This is a genomic window from Marinobacterium rhizophilum, assembly GCF_024397915.1.
GTDB classification, from domain to species: Bacteria; Pseudomonadota; Gammaproteobacteria; order Pseudomonadales; family Balneatricaceae; genus Marinobacterium_A; species Marinobacterium_A rhizophilum_A.
Window position 1 is genome coordinate 244,763 of sequence record NZ_CP073347.1, and the last position, 24,584, is coordinate 269,346.

The window sequence follows — 24,584 nt, forward strand, 5'->3', positions numbered from 1 at the left end:
TGCCAGATATTTCGATGATTCCGACAGCCGGAGAATAACAATGACAATGACGGGTCGACAGACACTGACGCTGATGCTCGCGGCGAGTTTCGCGTCCACCATCGGCGGGCTGCCGTTCAACTCGCTGCCCATTCTGCTGGGCGCCCTGACCGACAGTTTCGGCTTTAGCGCCCAGCAGGCCGGCTTTCTCGGCTCCGCCTGCTTTGCCGGGTTTTTTCTTGGAACACTGGCGGCGGTGTTTGTCGTCGACCGGGTGTCCTGGCGCCTGCTGACGGTGTTCGCGGCCGTGGCTGCCTCTGCGGCGCTGTTGCTGTCATCCCGCCTGCCGGCAGCAGCGCAGCTGCCGCTCTGGGCGCTGATCGGCTTTTTTGCTGCGCTCATGACCTGCCTGGGGCTGCGCATCATGGGTGAAATGGCCAACAAGGAGCGGGCGCTGGGGCTGCGCCAGGGCATCGAGCTGAGCATCACGGCACTGGTGCTTTTCATCCTGCCGGCCTTCGTGATTGCCCAGTACCAGTACACCGGCGCGGCAATAACGCTGAGCCTGATCATCCTGCTGCTCAGTCTCAGTGCCCTGGTGCTGCCGCGGCGCAGCCGGGTGACCGCGCAGGCGCCGCAACTGTCCCTGGCGCAGCAGCTGAAACTGCCGGCGATTGCCTGGGGCGGGCTGTTCGTGTTTTTCCTGTTTCTCGTGGGCCAGATTGGGCTCTGGGCCTTTCTGGAGCGTATGGGGCGCGCGCTGGAACTGCAGCCGGCCGAGCTTGGTACCGTGTTCGCGGTGCTGAAACTGCTCGGCGGCGCTGCGGCCCTGGTGATTGCCATCGTTGGCGATCGTCTGGGACTGCGTCTGCCCCAGCTGGTGGTGTTCGGCGTGATCTGTATCGGACTGCTGCTGCTGTACCGCGCCGATGGCTTTCTGTCTTATGCCTTTGGAGCCTGGGTATGGGAAGTCGGCTTCACCTGGGGATGCGTCTTTCAGACGGCGATGATCGCCCGGCTCGATCCAAGGGGGCGCGCCATCATGCTGATTCCGGCGGCCTTTGCGGCCAGTTCCATGGTGGGGCCGGCGCTGGCCGGTAACCTGGTTGCAGGCGGCTTTGAGTCCCTGCTGTTGCTGGCGCTGGTATCCGCCGCGGTCGGCGCAGCCGTGTTTGGCCTCTATCTTGGGCGCCGGGCGATTCAAGATGCCCCGCAGCAAACGGTTGCCGCCGTCCCTGCTGCTGAGCTTTCCTGAACAGTCATGCCATCGCGACGATATCTCTGATTAAGCGATACGCTATATATCCGTTATCACTCTGTAATCTGATCACGTCGCCTATGTGGGGGTTATAGAGCTTTCAGGTCCCGCTATGCGGGAGGAGGAGAGTCCAGAAGGGGTGTTTTGCAGCAGCGGATGGAGCGCTAGCGCCTTGCTGGCATTGCTCCTAGACATCATGAATTGACCTGCCCAGCCTCGAACGCGTGGATTACGCTGAAGAGGTTGACCCATCAAACGCAGAGCCATAATTGAGGTTGGCAGGCATGGACAACTTTAGCAAATACATCGGGCTGGACACACACAAAGACACCATAGCGGGCTGGGTGCCGGGATGGCCAAAGTTTGGGTGCGCGTGCTAGGCGATCTCGAGTCCCGGGCGCCTTAAAGTTGCATTTTGATACTGGAGCGTTGATAGTCTCGTGAAATAATTTTTTCACGGTGATGCCGATGCCACAGAAGAAAGTCTCATTTCTGTTGCGGGTCCAGCAGGCCCTACCGACCCTGCACCCGGCGGAGCGTCGGCTGGGGGATTTTGTCTGTGATTTCCCGGGCGAGCTTGCCAGCTATTCGGCGTCAGAGCTGGCGGCACTGGCGCAGGTCTCCAATGCCACGGTTTCACGTTTTGTAAAACGACTCGGTTACAAAAACTATGAAGAGGCCAGGCGCCACGCCCGGGCAGAAAAACAAACCGGGTCGAGACTTTTCCTGACGCACTCGACGGAGAGCGCCGGCATACAGTCCGTCCCGGCACATATGGAGCAGGGGATTGCGAATCTTGAGCAAACCTTTCTCTCCATCAGCGACAGCCAGGTCAACGCGGTCGTAAAGGCCATGCTTGAGGCGCGCAAGGTTTGGGTGATCGGCTTCCGGGCCAGCCACCATTTCGCCAACTATCTGCAATGGCAGATGACCCAGGTGATTGAAAATATTGTTTCTATTCCGGCGAGTGGTCAGACTCTGGGCGAGCACCTTGTCAGTATTGGTCCCGACGATGTGGTGATTCTGTTCGGCTTGCGGCGACGCGTTGCTGGCATGGAACTGCTGCTGGATCAGTTGCGCCGAACCGGCGCTAAACTGCTGTATATCACCGACGAAGGAGTGCCAGCGAAAAACGACGTGACCTGGCATTACCGTTGCCAGACACTGGCGCCAGGCCCGATATTCAACCATGTTGCGGTGATGGCGCTCTGCCACCTGATTGTGACAAGAGCGATCGAGACCGCAGGCGCTTCGGGCCGCACTCGCCTGCGGGATATCGAATACCTCAACGAGAGCCTCGGCGAGCTGTAGACGTTTCCCCGCGCCGTTCCTGACCAGCCCTGTATCGACTTTGCGGGCAGGAGGGCGCTTGCTTGCCATGCGTTATTGGGCTCTTGGCCCCTCTGCCATTGGTCGGCGCAGACTTGATGATTTCTGGCTTTCACCTATAGCAATGATTAGAAAGGAAATTTAATTTCTTTCGTGTCGCCATGAAAAAATATTTTCTTTTTGCCTTGTGTTTTTGGGGGCTATCGTAAATAGTTCTTGTACAACGGTGCTTTGCTAAAGCCAGGTACCAACCTCGACGGCAGCTGTTGTCGAGACCCTGCTGAAGGGGATCGAGCCTTGGCTACGGTCCTCTTTATAGAACAACAACAAAGGGTATTATCATGTCGCGTCGCATATTATTTGGCCTAGCCGCTTCTGTTGCCATGACCTGCGCTCAGGCCGATACACTGAGCTTGAAAGTCTTGGGGCAGCCGGCAGGTTCCGGCCTGATCCAGCAGCAAAAAGAACAACCTTTCTTCGAAAACTTTGCCAAGCACTCCGGGCTTGATGCAACGGTTCAGTATTTGCCGGTTGATGTCGCGGGCATCCCGGATACTGACGCCCTGCGCGTTCTGCAGGGTGGGCTGTTCGACATCGTATCCATCAGGGGGTCGCAGGCCAGCCGTGACGAACCGATACTGCTGGGCTTCGACCTCGTCGGCCTGAATGCCTCGTTTGAGGAAGGTAAACGTCATACCGACGCCTTCTTTGATACCGTTGATCAGCGATTACAATCCAATTTCAATACCAAGTTGCTGGGTGTCTGGCCGGCCGGTCCCCAGGTTATTTTCTGCAAGCCAGAAGTAACCGGACTTAAGGATCTGGCTGGTTTGAAGATTCGTGTTGGTGATCAGAGTGTGGCAAATTTCGTCGCGGGCTTTGGCGCCACTGGTGTACCCATGCCGTTCGGCGAGGTGCAGCAAGCGCTTGCCAGGGGCGTGGTTGAATGCGCGATCACCGGCCCGGCTTCTGCCAATTCCGGTGGCTGGCCGGAAGCGACCACCACAGTGCTTCCACTGGCGCTACAGTTGGCCATCAATGGTTACGGTATCAATTTGAAGACCTGGAATTCACTGTCTGATGAGGATAAGGCGAAACTGCAGGGCGCGATCGATACCCTCGTAGCTGACATCTGGAGCTATTCGGAAGAACTGTATGAAGACGCGCTTCGCTGCAACACAGGTGATGCGGCCTGCCAGCATGGCACGCTGTACAAGCTGAAACTTCAGCCGGTGGCCGATGCCGACCTCGCTATTGTGAAAGAAGCGTTGACCGCAAAATCTCTGCCCGTCTGGGCGGAACAGTGCAATGCCGTTAACCCGAGTTGCGAGTCCGACTGGAACGCGACCGTTGGTGCCCAGCTTAAATAGTCCCACCAGGCATCCCCGTAACGATTTCAGATCACCGGGATCAGCCTTGGCCGTTAGCAATACTTGGTCAATGCTGATTCCTGTGCACTGAACGGTACTCTAGTGTTATGAGGTGATTGTTATGCAACTTTATGCTCGGGTGGCGAGCCTGATATTCGGTATTACGATGCTTTTGCTGTCGGTTGCGGTTACGGTTGAGACGCTTATTCGTAAGCTCTTTTCGATATCGCTGGGCGGCGTCGACGAACTTGCGGGTTATGCCATCGCAATTGGCGCCCCAGTCGCCTTTGCCGTGACGCTGATTGATCAGTCCCATATCCGCATCAATATGTTTTATGCCAAGGTACCGCCCAAAGGACAGGCAGTGCTTAACGCGCTGGCGGCGCTGTCGCTGGGCGTACTGGCGGTATTCCTGTTGATCTTTACCTATGACACGGTCACTTTAACTCAGACCTATCGCTCCATTGCCCAGACCCCTTGGGCGACACCGCTGATCTATCCGCAGGCGGCATGGCTCTTTGCCATGGCTGTATTTGCTGTGCCTGCGGTTTGGTTGATGGGGCGCGCAATATTGCTTCTCATCCTGGGCAACTGGAAGGCGCTCAATTCCGAATTCAGTCCCGAGTCGGTAGAGGACGAACTGGAATCGGAACTTGAAGACTTTGGAAATCGTTAGGAGACTGCTGTGAGCATAGCAACGATCGGACTGGGTTTCTGTGCCATGCTGGCACTGATGTTTTTGAGTATGCCGGTTGCAGTGTCCATTATTGGTGTGGGCGCCATTGGTGGCTATATGGCCTACGGCATGCCATTGGTTAACATGATGGGCAGTGTTGTCTGGGGCACGCTGAACAACTCTGTCATGACTGCGATACCGCTCTTCATGTTGCTGGGCGAGATTCTTCTACGTGGCGGCATAGCGGACAAAATGTACGATGCGCTGGCGGTTTGGCTGGGGCGTCTGCCGGGTGGGCTTCTGCATACCAATATCGGTACCAGTGCGCTGTTTTCGGCGACATCGGGTTCGTCTGTTGCCACCGCCGCCACAGTCGGCACCATAGCCCTGCCGGCGCTGACAGAACGTAACTATCCTGTGGCCGCTTCACTCGGGTCGCTGGCCGCAGGCGGAACCCTGGGTATACTGATTCCGCCCAGCGTTAACCTTCTGGTCTATGGCTCACTGGCCAATGTTTCGGTTGGACAGCTGTTTGTCGCGGGTGTCATCCCGGGGCTGATGTTGACGCTGCTGTTTTCGCTTTACATATTTTTTGCCCACCGCTCAGCGGGCAAGGATACCGCGGCTGCGGATATTCCGCTGCGCGAGAAACTGGCATTGCTGAAATACCTGATAGCGCCCGTCACCATCTTTACTGTCGTAATGGGCAGTATCTACGGCGGCTTGGCGACGCCGACGGAATCCGCTGCGCTGGGGCTGATGGTCGCGCTCTTCTTCGTCTGGCGCTCCGGACGACTGAATACGACACTGCTGGAACATTGTTTTCGCCATGCGGCCAAGACTACCGGTATGGTCGTGCTGATCATTGTCTGTGCATTGCTGCTGAACGTCACCCTGTCCATGCTGGGAACGACCCAGCTCGTCACTCGCTGGGTGACCTCGCTCGGCCTGGACTATTTCAGCTTGCTGCTACTCCTTGTCATTTTTTACCTGCTGCTGGGCATGTTCATGGATGCGATGTCGATGCTGGTGCTGACTGTGCCGATCACGGTTCCGATGGTGATGGTCGTGGGTGTCGATCCGGTCTGGTTCGGCATCTTCATCGTGGTGATGTGTGAAATCGCACTGATCACACCACCGGTCGGCATGAACCTCTTTGTCGTGCAGGGTATCCGCAAGGACGGAGGCAGTTTCGGCGATGTAATCAGGGGTACGCTTCCCTATGTGTTTCTGATGCTTGGGTTCACGCTGTTGCTGATCGTCTGGCCGCAAATGGTGCTCTGGCTGCCCAACCTGATGTCCAATTGACGATCTGGCCGGAGGCTAAAGCTATGAGTATCCGACCCATTCGTATTCTGATTATCAACCCGAATACCAACCCGGCTGTCACGCAGCAGATGAAGCAGGCGGCATCCGCCGTTGCGTCCTCCGGGACCGAGGTTGTGGCGGTTAACCCGGTAGAGGGGCCGTTCTCGATAGAGTCGCGCGATGATCGCGACCGGGCTGAAGTTCAGCTGCTGACCCTTGTTGCCGAGCAACAGCATCAGGGGTTTGATGCCTATGTGTTGGCATGTTTCGACGACATTGCCCTCGACAACCTGCGGGCCCTGACCGGGGCGCCTGTCGTCGGCATGTTCGAGGCCGGGGTGGCGGCGGCGCGTACCCTGGCGTCACGGTTTTCCATCGTGACAACGGTGCATGCAGCGGTTCCGACCATAGAAGCATTGCTCGGTCAGTACGGAGCAAGCGGCATATGCCGGGTACGGGCTGCGGGAATTGGTGTGGCTGCAGCAGCCGGTAGCGGTCAGGAGGCTGAAAGAAAGATTGCCGAGGCCATCCGGGATTCGGTCGAACAGGATGCTGCCCAGGCGATTCTGCTGGGATCCGGTGGTTTGACTGGTCGCGCTGCGGCACTGGAGCAGGCTTTTTCGCTGCCCGTGATCGACGGTGTGGTGGCGGCGGTGAAAATGGCCGAGGGTGTGGCGCACATGCGATTGATGAAAGGATAGCCGGGGGCGCGCACGGAAAGTAACCAGGGTTTTTCACCTTGAACAATGCACCGCATGTTATTCCCCGGTAAGAAACCAGCAGCTTTTGCAGGGGGCTAGGCGGCTGTCCGAGAGTACGGTACTTGCCGAATTGTGTGACTCATCACTCATGATCTGGTCGCTGCATGACGGCTGTAGTCGACCTCAGGTTGGAAAACAGTCTCTCGCCCCCTATCCGACCTCCTCTAAGCAGCGCCTGAAGTCCCCCGCCGAAAACTGCGTAATTGCCGCCAATGCTCTGTTGCAACACCCGGTCGTCAGACAGGTGTTTCGCGAAAATGCGCTAGCGCATGCGGTGGTGCTTGTGCTGGTACTTGCTGTCGGCGAAACTCAGTCGCATGTTTCATGCCTCAGATCCGGGGCGATGGAAGACGCTCGATTCTCTCATGGTTGGGGATTTATTCGTATGCTCCCTTAACTGCCCGGATTTTAACTCGGCTGACTGTACCGGACATGGCTTGCTTTTTGTTTTTTGCGCGGTATGATTCATCTTAAATATTCATATGTTTGGCGATGCTCGATATGTATTTTTCCTCTGCGAAAACTGTAGCCTTCCTGACTTAAGCCGGAGAGTGACACGCTCTCCGGCTGATATGCAGTGCTTATCATTTCGGAGGGTTGAGTGTGAACTGTCGTGCTCCTGTGTCTTTTAAACGTATCTCAGAACGTTTAAGTTATTATTTTCTTGCCGAAGAAGGCTTCAGTTATACGAGCCCTCTTAATCTATTGCTTGTTTTCAGCAAACTTGAACAGTGTCGCCGCAGCCACTCGGGGCCGTTGGCGTCTGTGCGCCCGGGCTCCAGCGTTTTGGTGAAACTGCTGCAAACCGGGGAGAAATCCACGCTGATGCTGGTAAATCCTGCACAGGCTGCTCCATCCTTGCACCGAATATCGGTACTGTCCCCATTGGGATCAGCCCTGCTCGGCAGGTTGCCCGGAGAAACCTGCAAGGTTGAATACTTCGGCTCAGTACTTGATTTCGAACTGCTTTCAATTCTGAATGAATGAGTGGAGGATACGGCTTTGAAAACTTTCTGATGCCTTGTGCATCTCTCCTTGTAAATATATGGCGTGTTTTCGACGGGCGATTTTTGTGCAGTCGATAGGTTCTATGTTTTAAATTAACGGAGAAACCGAAATGGCCAAGGGAAAAGACAAAAAACAGGCAGCCAAGTCGCTAAAGGAAAAGCGTCGCGAGAAGCGTGACAAGAAAAAAGAGGGGGCCTAAAGTTTAACTTTTATTTCCCGGATCTGGGTCTGTTCCAGTCATCGGGGAGGCAGGTTCGACTTGGTGCGGGTGTAACCGGTTTTAAGCCGGCACACCTTATCCCAATTACCGATCCTGAGCCGTAAAGACCCCGCTGTATTCTTTGCTACAGCGGGGCCGACAAACAAAAACGGAGCCTTTCAGGCTCCGTTTGCGTTGCTCATGCTTATATCAGGGCTGTGCAATCGCCGCCTTCATGCCGGAGCGCAGCGCCCCTTCAATGTAGGCGACTTCGGCGCCGTCACCGATGTTGATGACCTCGACGCCCTGGGCCCTCAGGCGGTCAGCGAGGTCATGATTGGTTTCGGCGCCCGTGGCCAGCACCACCGAGTCGGCGGCGACTTCGTGGCTGTTGCCCTCCGTGTCGGTGTAGCTGACGCTCTGCTTGCCGATGCCGCTTACCTGGACATTTTTCTGCACTGCGACACTATGCTCGGCGAGGTTGTGCAGCACACGCCAGCGGCGCACGATCGCCAGTTCAGCGCCCAGATCCGGACCCGGTTCCAGTACATGCACTTCGCGGCCGCGCTCGACCAGAAACTCTGCCAGCTCCAGGCCCACCAGACCACCCCCGATAATGGTGACCTTCTTGCCCAGGGGCATCCAGAGTTTGGACAGGCTCTTGATGGCGTCGGTGCTGTTGGTGGCGCCGACCAGTGAGCCGGACTTCATCATCAGGCGCTGGGTAACGCTGAGCTTCTGTTTGGCAATATCGGCACCTTCACCTGTCATCAACAGGCGCAACTCGTCGCCGGACCAGACGTGTTTCTGGTCGGCGCCCGGGATGTCGGGCTTGCTGCGACGGGCGCCAACCGCCAGTATCACCTGGTCGGGCTTGAGTGCGTCGATCAGGTCAGCATCGGCCTCGGTCTTGAGGCGCACGTCGATCGGCAGGTCCTGTACCTGCTTGGCCAGGTAGTCGAGCAGCGGGCCGTTCTCCGGATAGGCGAGGGCGGCGAAGAACAGGGTACCGCCCAGGCGTGCGCTGCGTTCAACCAGGGTGACCCTGTGGCCGCGCAGGGCGCTGACGCGGGCCGCTTCCAGTCCCGCCGGGCCGCCACCGATCACCAGCACATGGCGCGGCTTGTCCGAGGCGATGATCTGCAGTTCCGACTCGTGGCCAGTCTGGGGGTTCACGGCGCATTTGACGCGCTCGTTAACGAAGATCTGGCTGACACAGACATAACAGTAAATGCAGGGGCGTACATCGCCGGCACGGTCTTCGCGCAGCTTGTTGGGCAGTTCCGGATCCGCCAGCAGCTTGCGGCCCATGGCGACGAAGTCGCATTTTCCGTCCTTGATTGCCTTGTCGGCCACGTCCGGATCGAGCCGGCCGGCGGCGGTCACCGGAATACCCACATGCTGGCGAATATGGGCGGCCCAGTCGAGGAAGCGTGCCCGTTCCTGCGGAATGGGGGCTTGGGTGAATGCGTTGCCGGTGGTCAGGTTGGCATACGCTGACACACTGACCAGGTTGATGCCGGCTTTTTCGGCCATCTGTGCGGTGCGCGTGGCGTCTTCCAGGTTGATACCACCGGGCAGGTCAAGCTCGGTGGCGTCTATTCGCATCCACAATGGGAACTCAACGCCTACCCGCGCACGGATGGCGGCAATGACGTCAAGCAGCAGACGCATGCGGTTCTCAAGGGAACCGCCGTATTCATCGTCCCGCTGGTTGTAGTAGGGCGACAGGAAGCCTGCAAGGATGTAGGAGTGGCCAGCATGAATTTCAACACCGTCGAATCCGGCTTTCTGGGCGCGCTCGGCGGCGGCGGCGAACCATTCCACCATCTGGGCAATGTCGTCCCTGTCCATCACGCGGATGCGCACGCCGCCTTTATCACGGCCCTTGGATGAGCTGATAAAGCGCCCGAGCTCGGACTGCGTCAGGGCGTTGAACATGTCGGTCTTGACCGCGGGCGGCATGGATGGCACCCAGAGTTCGCGGCCTTCGGCCAGGTCGCGCACCGAAGTCTTGCCAGCGTGCTGCAGCTGGATGGCGATCTTGGCGCCATGTTTGTGAACTCGGTCGGTGAGCTGTTTCAGGCCCGGAATAAAGTCATCCGACGAAATGCCCACCTGGTAGGGTTCGGCAGTGCCGGCGGGATAGGCGATGGAGCCGACGCCCATGGTCAGAAGACCGGCACCGCCCAGGGCGCGGGCTTCGTAGAATGCCTGAATGCGTTCGCCGCAACGGCCGTCGGCTTCCGCATAGTTGGAGCCCATTGGCGCCATCAGTAGGCGGTTACGCAGTTCCAGCGCGCCGATACGCCCCGGTGATAGAAGATGTTGATAGGCTGCCATAGGGCATTCCTCCTGAATTGGGTCAGAGTATGGCGGTGTACTCAGCCCCTGGTCAAAAAGTCGAGGCAGCTGCGGTTGAACAGATCGGTGTGCTCGACCTGGACCCAGTGACCGCAGCGGTTCAGCATCAGAAAGCGGGCCTGCGGTGCGTGTTCCAGAAACTTGAACATGCCAGCCGGGGGGTTGAAACGGTCGTTACTGCCCCAGAAGCCCAGGATAGGGCAGCGCAGTTCGCCCAGACGCTCGGTCATGTTGGGTACCAGCATGGTGGAGAAAAGATTGGCGGGCTGGGTCGCGGCCACGGCGGCGCGTTCGGCCAGCAGGCTGTCCTGCAGCTGGGTGGCATCGAACAGTTGCAGCTTCATCACCTGACGCATTTCCTCCACACCCATGGGGCCCTGGCCGTAAACCTCGACCATGCGCTGGATGCCTTCCATCTGGAAGTAGGTTTCACGTTCCTCGACGCCGCCGGGGGCCATCAGGATCAGGCGCTCGACGCTATCAGGGTAGTTCAGCGCCTGGCCCAGGGCGATGGCTCCGCCCAGGGAGTTGCCCAGCAGAGTGCAGCGCTCGATGCCGGTGTGCTGCAGGAACAGGTTCAGGCACTGCACAAAAAATTCCAGGCGGTACTCGATATCATCGGGTTTGTCTGAACGGCCGAAGCCCGGCAGGTCGAGGATGATGTTGCGATAGCCGGCCTCGACAAAGGCCGGGTAGTTAGTTTTGAAGTTGCTGAAGCCGCTGGCACCGGGGCCGCTGCCATGCAGCCAGAGCACTACCGGGCCTGTGCCCTCGTCGAGGTAGTGCAGTCGGATGCCGTTGGTCAATTCGGCATACTGGCCGGCCGGGAGTGACAGATCCTGCTGATTCATTCTTTTCTCCTTATTCTCTGGCTGGAAGCGACCGAGCCGCCGCCATTAAATGATCTCGCATGAATCGTGCTATTCCCGGGAGCCAGAAGCATCGTCCGTTCAGACCAGTGCGCCCTGTTTGGTGCCGTTCCTGAGCAGGAGGTTAAAAGCCGTTATTCGTTATTCGTTATTCGTTATTCGTCGTTCGTGATTTGTGATTCGTCATTCGTGATTCGTAGCGAGCACACTTTCGCCTTGCCCCTTGCCCCTTGCCCCTTGCCCCTTGCCCCTTGCCTGCATTGCTCTATTAGTCTCGATGGACGATGCCGGGCTTTTGTTGCTGTTCGAAGATGAATACACAACAAAAACCGGATAGTCGGCGCGCCAGCGTACGGGAGGGTTAGAAATGAAACATCAGGACCAGGTTGTTTTTGTCACCGGTGCAGGCCAGGGCATGGGGCGCGCCGTTGTGCAGTGCTTCGCGGCCCAGGGCGCAAAGGTCGTGGCGGTGGATATTAATCTGCAGGCGGCCGAGGCCACTGCAGCAGCGGCTGAGGGTGAGGTCATCGCCATCAGTTGTGATATCGCCAACAGCGAATCGGTGCAGGGTGCCATGGCGCAGGTCAGAGAGACCTTTGGGCGGCTGGATGTGCTGGTCAATAACGCCGGTATCGGTTCCGTTGATGCGTTTCTGGATACGCCAGATGAAAACTGGGCGCGGGTCATTGGCGTCAACCTGACCGGAACCTTTTTCTGCTGCCGCGAAGGTGCGCGCCTGATGCAGGAAAACGGTGGCGGTGTGGTGATCAATGTGTCCAGCTCGGCGGTGTACTCCGGTGAAGGCCCGAGCCACTACGTTGCTTCCAAGGCGGGTGTGATGGGCTTGACCCGCAGTATGGCCCGTGAACTGGCGCCTGAGGGAATTCGCGTCAATACCCTGGTGCCAGGGCCGACCAACACGCCGATGATGGCGGACATTCCCGATGACTGGATGGGGCAGATGATCAGCGCCATACCGCTGGGGCGCATGTGCGAGCCTGAAGAAGTGGCCCGTGTCGCCTCCTTCCTCGCCAGTGAGGATGCCGGTTTCATCACCGGTCAGAATATCGCCGTGAATGGCGGCATGGTCTTCATCTGAGGTGGTTATGACTGAGCTAACACTGGAGCAGCGCATCGATCGCCTGGAGTCCACCGAGGCGATCCGCCAGCTGGCGGGCAAGTATTCGCTGTCGCTGGACATGCGTGACCTGGACGCCCATGTCGGCCTTTTTGCGCCGGATATCCGGGTGGGTCGCGACAAGGTGGGGCGCGAGCATCTCAAGGCCTGGGTCGATAGCACACTGCGCGATCAGTTCACCGGCACCTCGCATCATCTGGGGCAGCACATCATCGAGTTTATCGATCCGGATCATGCCATCGGGGTTGTGTACTCCAAGAACGAGCATGAAACCGGTGCCGAGTGGGTAATCATGCAGATGCTGTACTGGGACGACTACGAGCGTATCGATGGCCACTGGTACTTCCGCCGCCGTCTGCCGTGCTACTGGTACGCCACTGACCTGAACAAGCCGCCCATCGGTGACATGAAGATGCGCTGGCCGGGTCGCGAGCCCTACGAGGGGACCTTCCATGGTTTGTTCCGCTCCTGGAAAGCGTTCTGGAGCGAGCGTCCTGACCCGTCCCTGCTACCCGAAGTAGCGGCGCCGGCGCCGATCGACCAGTTTTTGACCCGCATGCGCGGTGACACGCCTGCCCCCAGGATACGGGTGCGCTGAGTGGCAGCCATAACTCAACCCATAGATAAGGAATGAGCGCATGAGTTCACAACTGAATCTTGAGCCTCAGGTGGCGGTGTCACGAGAGGAAACACAGCAGCGGCTGGACAGGCGTGCCCAGGCTGCAGGCCTGATCAAGCCGCAGGATCATTACACCCTGGCTGATCGGCTGGAAGAAAAAGCCGCCCGCCAGGGCGAGCACACCTTTTTGATCTACGGCGAGCAGCGTTTCAGCTATGCCGAGGTAAATGCCCGTGCCAATCAGGTGGCCCATGCGGCGCAGGCACTGGGTCTCAAGCCCGGTGACGTCTGCGCCCTGGCGATGGAAAACCGGCCAGAATTTTTCTCCACCTGGTTTGGCCTGACCAAGATCGGCGTGGTGGTGGCCTTCATCAATACCCAGGTCAGTGGCCGGCCGCTGCGGCATGCGCTTGATTCGACGCAATGCAAGGTGGCTATCGTGGGTGAGGAGTGTGCCCATAACTTCGCCCAGACGGATGGCCTGACACTGCCGCTGTGGCTGATGGCGGATGATGAAAAGCCGGCATCGGCCGAAGATCTGGCGGGTTTTGAGCGCGGCTTTTCCCGGCAGCTCGAACAGGCGCCGAACACGGCGGTGGAACCGGGGCTGCGTGCGGGCATTACCGCAGAAACACCGACATTGCTGATCTTCACCTCGGGCACGACGGGCCTGCCCAAGGCTGCGATTTACAGCCACATGCGCTGGCTCTGCTCGGGTGACGTGATGGAAGTCACCATCAATGCCACGGCGCAGGATGTATTCTACTGCTGCCTGCCGCTTTACCACGGTGCGGCGGCAACCTCGGTGACCTCCACGGCACTCAAGGCCGGGGCCGCGATCCTGGTGCGACGCAAGTTCAGCGTCAGCCGCTTCTGGCAGGATGTACGCAATAATGACGTGACTGTGTGCCAGTATATCGGCGAGATCTGTCGCTATCTGCTGAACCAGGAAGGGGACGTCGGCGCGCATCGGTTGCGCTGCATGATGGGGGCGGGCCTTACGGCCGAATCCTGGCGTCGCTGGGTCGAACGTTTTGGCGACATGGATATCTACGAGGGCTGGGGCGCGACCGAGGCCAACACCAACCTGATTAATGTCGATAATCATATTGGTTCCTGCGGCCGTGTGCCGGACTGGAACAAGACCAACTTCCGCCTGATCCGTTACGATATCGAATCCGATACCCATGTGCGCGATGCACAGGGGCGCGGTATTCAGTGTGGCCCGGGGGAGGTTGGTGAGGGCATCGGCATGATTATCAATCACCCGGACATTGGTGGCGGCCGCTTTGAGGGCTATACCTCTAAGGACGCTTCCGAGCAGAAGATCCTGCGTGATGTATTTGTCGAGGGTGATGCCTACTGGCGCTCCGGCGACCTGCTGCGCCACGACGACGAAGGCTATTTCTACTTCGTCGACCGTATTGGCGATACCTTCCGCTGGAAAAGTGAAAACGTGTCGACGCAGGAAGTGGCCAACGCGCTGGCGGATTTCAGCGGTGTCGAACTGATCAATATTTACGGTGTGCAGGTGCCTGAGCACGAGGGTCGCGCCGGCATGGCCGCCATCGTGATGCAGCCAGGGCACAGTTTTGATCCTGCCGCCTTCTACGCGCTAACGGAGCTGCGGGTGCCGCGTTACGCCGCCCCCCTGTTTGTACGGGTCAGTGCTGCCGCTGACATGACCACCACCTTCAAGCTGCGCAAGGTGGACCTGCAGCGCCAGGGCTACGACCCGGTGAACTGCCCAGATCCGCTTTATGTGCGTGATGACCGGGCCGCGACCTACAAGCCCTATTCAGCCGAGGCTCTGGCTGAGGCTGGACTGCCGCCTTTCGAGTATCAGTGATAGTGACCGGGGGAATAACATGGGATTAAGAGGAGATGCCGCGATTGTTGGCGCGGCGCAGTACAAGCCTGAGAAGTACGCCACGGCGCCACAGATGTTTCACCTGGAGCAGGTGGCCGATCTGGCCGCCCAGGCGCTGGAAGATGCCGGCCTCAAGGCCAGCGATCTGGATGGTCTGGTGATTAACGGGCCCCAGTTTCACGAAGCCTCGGTATTCGTGCCGGCCATGGCCGCCGAATACCTGGGCATCGAGGTGAATTTTGCCGAGGTTGTTGACCTGGGCGGCTGCACCTCTGTGGGCATGATCTGGCGTGCGGCGGCGGCCATCGAGCTCGGCCTGTGCAAAGCGGTGCTCTGCGTGATTCCGATGCGCATGGCACCTTTTGCACCGAATGAAGATCCGGCCTGGATGGCAAGGGCCATGCGTTTTGGCGGCCACAGTACCGCTTTTGGTGCGCCCGAGGCGGAGTTCGACCTGCCTTACGGTCACCTCGGTCAGAACACCGGCTACGCCATGATCGCCCAGCGCTATGCGGCGCAGTACGGTTACGATCAGGCGGCGATGGCCAAGATTGCCGTGGACCAGCGCACCAATGCACAGTACAACCCCGATGCGATGTTCTGTGGTAAGCCGATGGGTATCGAGGATGTGCTGGGAAGCAAGATGGTTGCTGATCCTCTGCATGTGCTTGAAATCGTCATGCCGGTGGCCGGTGGTGCCGCGGTGATTGTCACCTCAAAAGAGGTGGCGGCACGCAGCAAGAATCGGCCAGCCTTCGTCAAGGGCTTTGGCGAGCGACTGTCGTTCAAGTCACCGTCCTATGCGAAGGACATGACCGTAACGCCGCTGGCCGAGGCCGCCCGGCGCGCCTTCGCCATGGCCGGCGTCAAGCCCGGCGACATGGACGCCGCCCAGATTTACGACTGCTATACCATCACGGTACTGCTGTCGCTGGAGGATGCGGGTTTCTGTCCCAAGGGCGAGGGGATGCGTTTTGTGCGCGAAAACGATCTGACCTGGAAGGGCAGCTTTCCACTCAATACCCATGGCGGCCAGCTCAGCTTCGGCCAGGCCGGCAGTGCCGGTGGCATGTCGCAGGTAATCGAAGCCTTCACCCAGATCGCCGGTAAAGCCGGTGCGCGCCAGCTGAAGCGTTGCGATCAGGTGTTCGTCTCCGGAACCGGTGGCGTGATGAGTGAACAGGGTGCATTGATTCTGCAGGGGGGCTAAGCATGGCAAGTTTGAAACCGATGCCAGTGATGACCGATATCTCCAGGCCCTTCTGGCAGGGGCTGAGCGAGGGAGAGATCCGTATTCAGCAGTGCAACCAGTGCGAGGGTTGGGTGTTTTTCCCGCGTCGTCACTGCAGTCACTGCCTGGCCCATGACCTTGAGTGGCGGCCGGTGTCCGGCAGGGGCACCCTTTACAGCTTCACCCTGGCCCGGGTGCCGACGTTGCCGGAATTTGCCGATGAAATGCCCCAGGCACTGGCGGTGGTCGAGCTCGAACAGGGGGTACGCATCAACACCACCCTGGTGGGGCTGGCCGAAGACGAGATCAGGGTTGGCATGGAATTGAAGGCGGTGCTCGACCAGGTTGATGCCAAAGGCACTACCCTGCTGCGCTTTACCGGTGCCGACAAGGCGCTGGAATCCATGCCCTATGTCAGCCCGCTGGATGCGCTGGCACGCAACGCCAAGGGCCAGGTGCAGGTACCGGTCGATAATGCGGCGGCGCTGCAAGCCCTGGTCAGTGATGATTTTACCGACTGGAGTTCGCCACTCGAGGTTGATCAGGCACTGATCGACAGCTTCGCGGAGCTCTCGGGGGATGACTACTGGATCCACACCGATCCCGCACGTGCGGCCAGGGAGAGCCCCTTTGGATCTACCATTGCCCACGGGTCCTTGGTGCAGGTATTGCAGTCCAGGCTCAGTTTTGCGCTGCCGTTCGAGATTACGGGCTTCTCGACCATGGTCAATTACGGTTCCGACCGGCTGCGTTTCCCGGCACCGGTGCCGGCGGGCTCAAGCATCCATGCCCGGGCGCGGGTCAAGTCGGTGCAGCAGTCCCGCAAGGGCACCGCGCTGACACTTGAAGTGAATATTCATGTGGTGGGCAATGACCGCCCCTCCGTGATCAATGATCTGGTCATCCTGTATCGCTGATTCGCACTTTTAATATTCACGTGCACTTTTGGCCGCCTGCAGCACTCGCTGCAGGCGGCTTTTTTTGTGTGCCGTTGGCTTACGGATGAGGAGATGGTTCGGGAGTGCCTGGATTCAAGAAATAACGGATGAGCATCGGGATAACTAAGGCTTGGCGTGATGTAGCGTTCTGTGCGCAATTGATAGCCTTTCGAGGGCGTCCGCTGATAACCTCCGGCTTTGCCGGAGGTTATTTAACCTGCCACCGCTCAATAGCCGGCTGTGGTATCCACAACCCCCTGCAGCGTTTCTCCCTCCAGCCAGCGACGTAGATTGGCAAAGAAGGCATTCAGCATTCGTGCATGGCTGAGCGGCGCATTCCATGAGGTGTGAGGGCTCAGCTTGACACGCGGGTGCGTATAGAGCCAATGCTCTCGAGGAAGGGGTTCCGGGTTCACAACATCCAGAGACGCCCTGGCAATGTGTCCTTTATCAAGCCTCTCCCGCAACGCAATATGGTCAATCAATATCGCACGGGAAATGTTGACCAGGTGGCTGCCTGCCTTCATCCCGGATAAACGGCGAGCATCGAGTAGCCCTGCGCTCTGCGCAGTTGCCGGCAGTGCAAGAACCAGATGATCTGCCCTGGGTATCAGATCATCTATATTTTCCAGTAATTCCACCCCAGGCATAGAAGATGGGCGGAAACTGCGTACCTTAGCCAAAACGTCCATATCGAATGCCAGTGCACGTCTGGCAATTGCCTGGCCAATCTCGCCAAACCCAATGATTCCAAGCGTCTTGCCTTCGAGCGAGTCGAAATCGGCCATAAACCACTGTGCTGGAGGCTGATCAATCCAGCTACCCGGTAATCGCTTGGCATGTGCCAGGATCATCGCCATTACCCACTCGGCAATGGGGGTTGCGGTTGCCCCTTTGGAGCAGGTAACCAGTCTCCCGGCCAGCAGTTCCATTGGGTAGTCATCAACCCCCGTACCCAGAATATGTACCCACTTGAGCTGCGGGGACACCTCAAGCAGGCGCGCCAGTTGTTCACTGCCGCCCGGGGTGGCCAGCACCACGTCTACCGGGCCTGCTTGTTCCAGTGGAGTATCTGGAGCCAGGATCACTACATCTGCGTGTGGCGCAATCTCGAGAATGCCATCCAGCAGAGTGGGTAGCTCGAATTGCAGTGCGATGCGCATCCGTTACTCCTCCAGCAATACCCGGCCCAACTGATGGTCGCCTTTAATGGTTGTGCGATTGATCCGCCGACGGACCCCAACCGGGGTTCCGGTGGCACTGTGCATCGCGCGCCAGTTATCCCATAACACCAGATCACCAGGCTGCCACTTATGGAAGTAGTGGAACCGTGGATCACGGGTATGTGCTACAAGACGCTCCAAAAGCTCAATAGACTCATCGTTGGAGAGCCCCGCTTTATAGGGGGTAGATATGCGGTCAAGAAACTGCTCTACAATGCCCAGCACCTTGGCACCCGTTACCGGGTGGGTCATTGCCGCGGGATAGACCGACTCTGGAAAGTCGGGGAACTTAACATCAGAGGGCTTTTTGGGGCTGTAAGGCCCAGGCTCATACCCTGCCAGATCGACATAGCGCATATGGCGGCGCTGCATGCTGAAAGCGTAGACAACTTCGATTTTTTCCAACAGTGCTTTGGTGTCGTCATCAAGCGCATCATAGGCTTTGGCTAGATCCCCAAACCCCGTTAAACCACCTTCACCGGCGACCTCAACAGCGGTCAATACTGCGCCATGGTTGGGCTTGCCAGTATAGTGCAAATCGAAGTGCCAATCGAGACGACCAACAATCGTTTCGCCCTTGTAGGACGCGGTCATCGGTTTATCCTTTTCGCCCCCGCTTTCCACCTCAAACAATTCCGGATTAGCCGCCGAAACCGTTGCTTTAAGCGGATGCATCTCTAACGGGCCAAATATCCGGCTGAACTCGATCTGGCGCTCAGGTGTGACGTCCTGATTGCGCAACAGCACTACCCCGTGCTCATACCAAATCGAACGCAGCTGTTGTTTCAGTTCATCGGTATAGGGCTGGCAAATATCAAACCCCAGTAGTTCTACACCAATATTTTCAAGTGGCTTAATGGTAAGTGACATGCTTGGTTGCTCCAGATTAGTTCAGTACCGTTGGGTCGCGGCGAAGTTCACGACGCGCCATCGCTTCCCACAGAAACGGGAATCCGTTCGGGTCAGGCAGACCAACCTGGTTGATAACCTCTTCGGCTAGCGGCTGCGCCCCTCCGGCCAAACGCACTTCATAAGCTCTGCGGCATCGCCATTCCAGGGTTGCTGCACGTAGATGAGCCTGGCGGAGGTCACGGCCAAGAACCAGCGCACCGTGATGGGCCAATAGCGCCCATTTTGCATCACCAATGCTTTCCACTGCTGTCAGGCTGGTACCTTCATCCTCGAAAGTACCCAGGTATTCGTTGTAAATCGGTAACTCTGATCCGCAGTAGGCACCCGCCTGATCATAGATGGGAGGAACCTCCTGAAGGTTGGCCCAGATGCCACTCCATTTCGGGTGGTTGTGGACGACGACATTGACGTCTGGGCGAGCTTCATGAAGTTGTAGATGGAGGCCTATTGCAGGTGTGATGTTCCAGTCGCTATCGAGGATATTGCCCTTTTCATCCAGGGTGATGATGTCGCTAGCGGTCACTTCATCCCAGGTGAGCTCCCAGGGGTTTGTCAGGATGCATCCATCGGGCTGGCGCACAGTGATGTGTCCGGCAATATGGTCATTCCATCCTTCGGTAAACAGCATGCGACACATGAGTGCGACTTGAGCTTTTGGGGTTATTTCCGGGAGTAGCGCTCTGTTGCCTAGGCGAGTTGCAAACTTTGACAACATTTCAGCATTGACGTAATCAGTCTTCAACACGATTTTAATCCTTATTTTGTTGCAGTGTTGATTAATGGTACCTCTGATTGCCGGTGATGAATTGGATAATCAGGCCAATAAGCAGGCCTATAAGGACAACCTGGTGGTCAAGAAAAGAGGGCATAGTGAAAACCACGTCGGCTGGCATTGCCCCTGGATAGAAGTGACAGCGTCTGATTCCGCCACGCGGCACCATCAAGGCAGATCTGTTAGCTGCCGACCAGCAGCAGGAGAAGAAGATCAATTGCCGCGCTGATCCGCTGGTGGCGACCAGGCTGCGCATCGAATTTTCTGCTCTGGCGGCGGCCGTTGATCCCGTTGCGTCGCGTCCGGTCAGTTCGAGGGGGGGCTGTGCCTGCGAGGCCCTGTTGAACGTGATAGTGATGATGGTGGCAAACTGCAGCGGTTGCTGTATTTACGCAGGGTCGGAACAGAGGCTTTCTGATGGTCGCCGTGGGTTGAATAGCGACCATCAGGCATGATTCGTGCTGGGGATAGACGGGGATCAGTCCGATGGAATAAACCTTCGTTCAGAGTGGAATTAAAGTAAGGAATTAAATCGACTCCCATCGCTGTGACTGGCTCGGCTTCCCGGTTCAGCGTCAATCACGGGTTAATCGAGGCGCCCCAGAGTTTGGTGCGAAACTCGGTAGGTGTAAGCCCCGTCCATTTTTTGAATGCCTTAAGAAATCCAGAATGATCAGAATACCCCAGTTGCAGTGCAACCTGTGTAACCGCCAGGGTAGGATCACTCAATACCCGGCGGGCATGAATCTCTCTAATCTGGTCAATCAGCTGCTGATACTGCCATCCTTCGGACTGCAACTTGCGGTGAAGTGTACGAGTGCTGCAGCACAGCGCCTGCGCTGCATCCGCCATATCAGGTGGGTTGGCAGGATCTTTGACAATTATCTGCCAGAGTCGCCAGGCAACACTTCCCCCCTGGCGAGTAATGCTTTTCTCTTCACACACGGACGCATAGAGCCGTGCGCTTTGAGGGCTGGCATTGGGAAGAGGTTGGTCGAGTATCGCTGCATCAAAAAACAACTGAATCACGGGTGTGTCAAACTGCACCGGGCAGTCAAATATTGCTCGATAGTCTTCTACATGGGGTGGCTCGGGATAGTCGCAACGCAATTGTGTCACGGGCAGTGGCTGGCCAAGAACCCAGCGCGCGGTCGTCATGATATTGCTGAGCAGGTCTTCAACCGCCAGCAGCCTGAGCTCCCCCAGGTCTTCCTTTACGCTGACCTGATAACAGCCCTGGCCGTCAATTTCACTGAAGGTGGTAATAATCGCATTGCCGGAAAAACGGCCGGGGTAATTCTGGTACTTAAGGCCCTTCTCGGTGGCCTCTCGCAAGGTTGCGCAGCTCATTATCAGGTAAGCCAATTGATCATAAGTGGCTAGTGATCGTTGATACCCAAGTTTAAGCCCGAGTCCGCTTTCACCCGTCAGATGCAGCGCATCCGATAAGAGCGCTCTATGAGTTGCACCACTAATCGAAATATCGAGGCGCTCAAGATCGTTCAACTGGTGGCTTCTGGACAATGATTCAGTATCGACTCCCTTTCTGGCGAGGAAGTCGAGTAGCCAGATGATATAACGGGTATCGGTATTTATTGGATGTACTCCATTCAAAAAATAATAGAGAACGTAAAACCAAACGATGCAACAGGTAGCAAGGAAAGCCAGCTACGTCTAATGATGAAAGTAACCGGACACAGTCAAGCGGGTGTGGCTCTCATAAATACTCTTGGTATTTACTGATTATAATCACTCTCCCGGTCAGAAAGGGCATCGTCCAAACGGACCATATGGTCATCCCGAGCATGTGTTCAATGCGACCCATGCCGTTTATCCAATGTTGACCCGGCGGGTTAATACATGAAACAGGGGCTTCATTACTGGCCTTTCGTTGAAACAAAGTGCCAAAGTTGCCCACTTTTTGCCCCAGGGAGGCCCGCAAGCCCAAGCACCTGCGCCCCCGATGCCGGCTGGACGGCAGGTTACAGGCCCGAAGAGGCCTGACCCGGCGATGGGCGTAACTCAGCGATGAACCTGAATATCGGCCATCCGAGCCTTTGTTCCCCCGTCTCTTTTCCCCGATTCTGCTTAGTCTCAATGGACGATGAGGCGCTGACACTCCCTTCCCATAATGGCTGTTAAAGAATAAACCCGGGAGGGATGTGATGATTGATATTCGTGAGTTGGGCTACTTCGTCGCCCAGGCCGAAAATCTCGACGATTGGCAGCAGTACGCCGAGCAGGTGCTGGGGATGATGACCTCAGCTGCCCCGGGTGGCGGTCTGTACGTCAAGATGGATGAGCGTCCCTTCCGCATGCTCGTTGTCGAGGGTCCGGACAGCCGTTATCTGGCGTCGGGCTGGGGGCTAGCGTCCGAGGACGCCTTCGCCACCGCTACCGCCGAGCTGGATCAGCGTGGTGTCGCCTGGGAGGCCGGGGATGCAGCACTGTGCAATCAGCGTGGGGTACAGGCGCTGGCCGTGCTCAAGGATCCGTCCGGCAACCGTCACGAACTCTACTGGGGGCATCGCTCGGATTGTCAGCCCTTTGTGTCACCCCAGGGCGTGCCGCGTTTTGTCACCGGCAACATGGGGCTGGGGCACACGGTATTGCCGGCACCCAACTTCGATGAAACCCGTGCCTTCCTGCAGGATGTGCTGGGATTCAGTCTGTCCGACAGCTTCAATCACCGCTCAGCCCCGGATGCCGAACCGCTGCGCATTCATTTCATGCACTGCAATAACCCGCGTCACCACAGCCTGGCAATCGCCGAATTCCCGGTGCCGTCCGGCTGCGTGCACGTGATGGTCGAGGTGGATTCCATGACCGAAGTGGGCCGCGCCCATGATCGTCACCAGGACCAGGGTGTGCAGCTGTCAGCGACTCTCGGTCAGCATCTCAATGATCAGATGACGTCTTTCTACATGAAGACCCCGTCCGGTTTCGATCTGGAGTATGGCTACGGCGGTCTGCAGCTGGACTGGGAGGCGCACAGCGCCTTCGAATTCACCCGTGTCAGCCTCTGGGGTCATGACTTCTCGGTCGGTCAACAACAAGGAGCAAACAATGAATAAACAGATTACGGCCGCCGAAGCAGTCGCACAGCTGCGCGATGGCATGACCATTGGTTTTGGTGGCTGGGGCCCGCGCCGCAAGCCCATGGCGATTGTGCGTGAAATCCTGCGCTCCGATGTGAAAGACCTGACGGTGGTGTCCTATGGTGGCCCTGAAGTTGGCATGCTCTGCGCTGCCGGCAAGGTCAGAAAACTGATCTTCGGCTTTGCCACCCTGGATGCGATTCCCCTCGAGCCCTGGTTCCGCAAGGTGCGCCAGGCGGGCGAGATCGAGGTAATGGAGCTGGATGAAGGCATGTTCCAGTGGGGCCTACGTGCCGCCGGCATGCGCATGCCGTTTCTGCCGACCCGCTGCGGACTGGCGACCGATGTGATCCGTCACAACAACCTCAAGACCATCCGCTCTCCCTACGACGATGGCGAAGAGCTGCTGGCCATGCCCGCACTGAATCTGGATGTGGCCTTTGTGCACGTGAACGTCGCCGATAGGCTCGGTAATACACTCATTACCGGCACCGACCCCTATTTCGATCACCTCGTCGCCCGCGCGGCCCAGCGCTGTATCGTTTCCACCGAACAGATCGAAGATCGTCTGCAACTGGATGCCGCCAGTGCCCGCAATAACACCTTCGAGCGTTATCTGGTGCAGGGCGTTGTCCATGCTCCCCTGGGTGCGCACCCGACGACCTGCTCGCCTGCCTACGGCTGGGATATGCAACACCTCAAACGCTATGTCGACTGCGCCAGCCAGGATAACGGCTGGAATGTCTATATGGACGAGTTTATCCGCTCCGGTGAAGAGGCCTACCAGGTCGCCAATGGCGGTGCTGACGCGATGGGCAGCCTGCCGCTGCCGACATTTTAAGGAGAGTCACAATGACGACCAACAGTGAATTTACGCTGGCCGAACTGATGATTGTGGCCGCTTCAGAGGCCTGGCGCGGCGATGGCGAACTGATCGCCTCGGGGCTGGGCATCATTCCCCGTCTGGGTGCGAGCCTGGCGAAGATGACCCATACGCCGGAATTGCTGATGACCGACAGCGAAACGCTGCTGGTGGAAGAACCGATCCCGGTCGGCCCGCGGGGCGATTACAAGCCCAGGTATTCCGGCTATCTGTCCTTCGAACGCATGTTCGAGTGTGTTTGGGGTGGCAGGCGCCACGCCATGATCGGCCCGACCCAGATCGACCGTTTCGGCCAGACCAACCTGTCCTGCATTGGCGACTACGACAAGCCGAAAGTGGCCATGCTGGGTGTGCGCGGCCTGCCGGGCAACAGCATTAACCACATCAACTCGCTGTTTGTACCCAGCCACAACACGCGCACCTTCGTGGCGGGCGAAGTGGATATGGTCTCAGGCGTTGGCTACAACCCGGCGCGCTGGAGCGAGCATATGCGCCAGGATCTGATGGAGATCCGTCACATCGTTACCAATCTCTGCGTGATGGATTTCGAAGGGCCGGATCATGCCATCCGGGTGCGCTCGCTGCACCCGGGCGTCAGCTTCGAAGAAGTCCAGGCCAACACCGGTTTTGCGCTGCTGCAGGCGCCGGACATGGGCGAGACGCCGCACCCGACCGCTGAGCAGCTGGCCGTGATAGCCCGGTTTGACCCACATAACCTCCGTGCGCGTCAGCTGAAAGACAATCCGCCGGGCGTTCGCGCCGCTACCTCCGACCAGTAA

At 57.9% G+C, this 24,584-nt stretch carries 22 protein-coding genes; 16 read left to right on the top strand and 6 right to left on the bottom strand.

What is annotated here, in order from left to right:
* Positions 1–40 precede the first annotated feature (40 nt).
* The 7 genes from KDW95_RS01030 (at position 41) to KDW95_RS01060 (ending at position 7,668) form a co-directional block, all read left to right on the top strand.
* Positions 41–1,234 carry an MFS transporter gene (locus tag KDW95_RS01030; protein WP_255854364.1) on the top strand — a complete coding sequence of 398 codons (1,194 nt, stop codon included), beginning with the start codon at positions 41–43 and terminating at the stop codon, positions 1,232–1,234.
* A gap of 471 nt (positions 1,235–1,705) precedes the next feature.
* Complete coding sequence (locus KDW95_RS01035; protein ID WP_255854365.1) at positions 1,706–2,548, top strand: MurR/RpiR family transcriptional regulator; 843 nt, start codon at positions 1,706–1,708, stop codon at positions 2,546–2,548.
* Positions 2,549–2,907: 359 nt separating this feature from the next.
* On the top strand, positions 2,908–3,936 hold the full coding sequence (locus tag KDW95_RS01040) for a TRAP transporter substrate-binding protein (protein WP_255854366.1): 1,029 nt from the start codon (positions 2,908–2,910) through the stop codon (positions 3,934–3,936).
* Between the two features lie 121 nt (positions 3,937–4,057).
* Entirely contained in the window at positions 4,058–4,612 is a 555-nt protein-coding gene (locus KDW95_RS01045) for a TRAP transporter small permease subunit (RefSeq protein ID WP_255854367.1), read from the top strand.
* A gap of 9 nt (positions 4,613–4,621) precedes the next feature.
* On the top strand, positions 4,622–5,920 hold the full coding sequence (locus KDW95_RS01050; RefSeq protein ID WP_255854368.1) for a TRAP transporter large permease: 1,299 nt from the start codon (positions 4,622–4,624) through the stop codon (positions 5,918–5,920).
* 23 nt (positions 5,921–5,943) lie between these two features.
* Positions 5,944–6,621 (top strand): aspartate/glutamate racemase family protein, encoded by a 678-nt coding sequence (locus tag KDW95_RS01055; RefSeq protein ID WP_255854369.1) that lies wholly within the window; start codon positions 5,944–5,946, stop codon positions 6,619–6,621.
* A 663-nt stretch (positions 6,622–7,284) separates the two neighbouring features.
* Positions 7,285–7,668 carry a GreA/GreB family elongation factor gene (locus tag KDW95_RS01060; RefSeq protein ID WP_255854370.1) on the top strand — a complete coding sequence of 128 codons (384 nt, stop codon included), beginning with the start codon at positions 7,285–7,287 and terminating at the stop codon, positions 7,666–7,668.
* Positions 7,669–8,098: 430 nt separating this feature from the next.
* Here the strand turns inward: KDW95_RS01060 and KDW95_RS01065 are convergent, their stop codons facing one another.
* Positions 8,099–10,231, bottom strand: a complete 2,133-nt coding sequence (locus tag KDW95_RS01065; protein WP_255854371.1) for an oxidoreductase — start codon at positions 10,229–10,231, stop codon at positions 8,099–8,101.
* Between the two features lie 41 nt (positions 10,232–10,272).
* Complete coding sequence (locus KDW95_RS01070) at positions 10,273–11,103, bottom strand: alpha/beta fold hydrolase (RefSeq protein WP_255854372.1); 831 nt, start codon at positions 11,101–11,103, stop codon at positions 10,273–10,275.
* A gap of 385 nt (positions 11,104–11,488) precedes the next feature.
* Between KDW95_RS01070 and KDW95_RS01075 the strand changes: the two genes are divergently transcribed.
* From KDW95_RS01075 to KDW95_RS01095, 5 genes are read left to right on the top strand one after another with little or no spacing between them, the layout of a single operon-like run.
* Positions 11,489–12,220: an SDR family NAD(P)-dependent oxidoreductase gene (locus tag KDW95_RS01075; protein ID WP_255854373.1), complete on the top strand. Its 732-nt coding sequence runs from the start codon at positions 11,489–11,491 to the stop codon at positions 12,218–12,220.
* Between the two features lie 7 nt (positions 12,221–12,227).
* On the top strand, positions 12,228–12,857 hold the full coding sequence (locus tag KDW95_RS01080) for a nuclear transport factor 2 family protein (protein ID WP_255854374.1): 630 nt from the start codon (positions 12,228–12,230) through the stop codon (positions 12,855–12,857).
* A gap of 40 nt (positions 12,858–12,897) precedes the next feature.
* Complete coding sequence (locus tag KDW95_RS01085) at positions 12,898–14,727, top strand: long-chain-acyl-CoA synthetase (protein ID WP_255854375.1); 1,830 nt, start codon at positions 12,898–12,900, stop codon at positions 14,725–14,727.
* Between the two features lie 19 nt (positions 14,728–14,746).
* The gene (locus KDW95_RS01090; protein WP_255854376.1) at positions 14,747–15,958 is read left to right on the top strand and encodes a thiolase family protein; all 1,212 of its coding nucleotides are present in this window, start codon (positions 14,747–14,749) and stop codon (positions 15,956–15,958) included.
* A 2-nt stretch (positions 15,959–15,960) separates the two neighbouring features.
* Complete coding sequence (locus KDW95_RS01095) at positions 15,961–16,896, top strand: bifunctional OB-fold nucleic acid binding domain-containing protein/MaoC family dehydratase (protein WP_255854377.1); 936 nt, start codon at positions 15,961–15,963, stop codon at positions 16,894–16,896.
* Positions 16,897–17,144: 248 nt separating this feature from the next.
* Here KDW95_RS01095 and KDW95_RS01100 read toward each other — a convergent pair whose 3' ends face one another.
* From KDW95_RS01100 to KDW95_RS01110, 3 genes are read right to left on the bottom strand one after another with little or no spacing between them, the layout of a single operon-like run.
* On the bottom strand, positions 17,145–18,080 hold the full coding sequence (locus KDW95_RS01100) for an NAD(P)-dependent oxidoreductase (RefSeq protein ID WP_255854378.1): 936 nt from the start codon (positions 18,078–18,080) through the stop codon (positions 17,145–17,147).
* A gap of 3 nt (positions 18,081–18,083) precedes the next feature.
* Entirely contained in the window at positions 18,084–19,010 is a 927-nt protein-coding gene (locus tag KDW95_RS01105) for a TauD/TfdA dioxygenase family protein (RefSeq protein WP_255854379.1), read from the bottom strand.
* 16 nt (positions 19,011–19,026) lie between these two features.
* Positions 19,027–19,797 (bottom strand): class II aldolase/adducin family protein, encoded by a 771-nt coding sequence (locus tag KDW95_RS01110; RefSeq protein ID WP_255854380.1) that lies wholly within the window; start codon positions 19,795–19,797, stop codon positions 19,027–19,029.
* A 34-nt stretch (positions 19,798–19,831) separates the two neighbouring features.
* On the opposite strand from KDW95_RS01110, the gene KDW95_RS01115 reads away from it, so the two are divergent.
* Entirely contained in the window at positions 19,832–20,053 is a 222-nt protein-coding gene (locus tag KDW95_RS01115; protein WP_255854381.1) for a hypothetical protein, read from the top strand.
* Positions 20,054–20,403: 350 nt separating this feature from the next.
* Here the strand turns inward: KDW95_RS01115 and KDW95_RS01120 are convergent, their stop codons facing one another.
* Positions 20,404–21,330, bottom strand: a complete 927-nt coding sequence (locus KDW95_RS01120; protein WP_255854382.1) for an AraC family transcriptional regulator — start codon at positions 21,328–21,330, stop codon at positions 20,404–20,406.
* A 659-nt stretch (positions 21,331–21,989) separates the two neighbouring features.
* On the opposite strand from KDW95_RS01120, the gene KDW95_RS01125 reads away from it, so the two are divergent.
* Genes KDW95_RS01125 through KDW95_RS01135 form a run of 3 tightly spaced genes read left to right on the top strand, consistent with a single transcriptional unit; the run spans position 21,990 to position 24,584 of the window.
* Positions 21,990–22,898 (top strand): VOC family protein, encoded by a 909-nt coding sequence (locus KDW95_RS01125; protein ID WP_255854383.1) that lies wholly within the window; start codon positions 21,990–21,992, stop codon positions 22,896–22,898.
* Positions 22,891–23,763 (top strand): CoA transferase subunit A, encoded by an 873-nt coding sequence (locus KDW95_RS01130; protein WP_255854384.1) that lies wholly within the window; start codon positions 22,891–22,893, stop codon positions 23,761–23,763. The genes KDW95_RS01125 and KDW95_RS01130 overlap by 8 nt, the downstream gene beginning before the upstream one ends.
* An 11-nt stretch (positions 23,764–23,774) precedes the next feature.
* Positions 23,775–24,584 (top strand): CoA-transferase subunit beta, encoded by an 810-nt coding sequence (locus KDW95_RS01135; RefSeq protein WP_255854385.1) that lies wholly within the window; start codon positions 23,775–23,777, stop codon positions 24,582–24,584.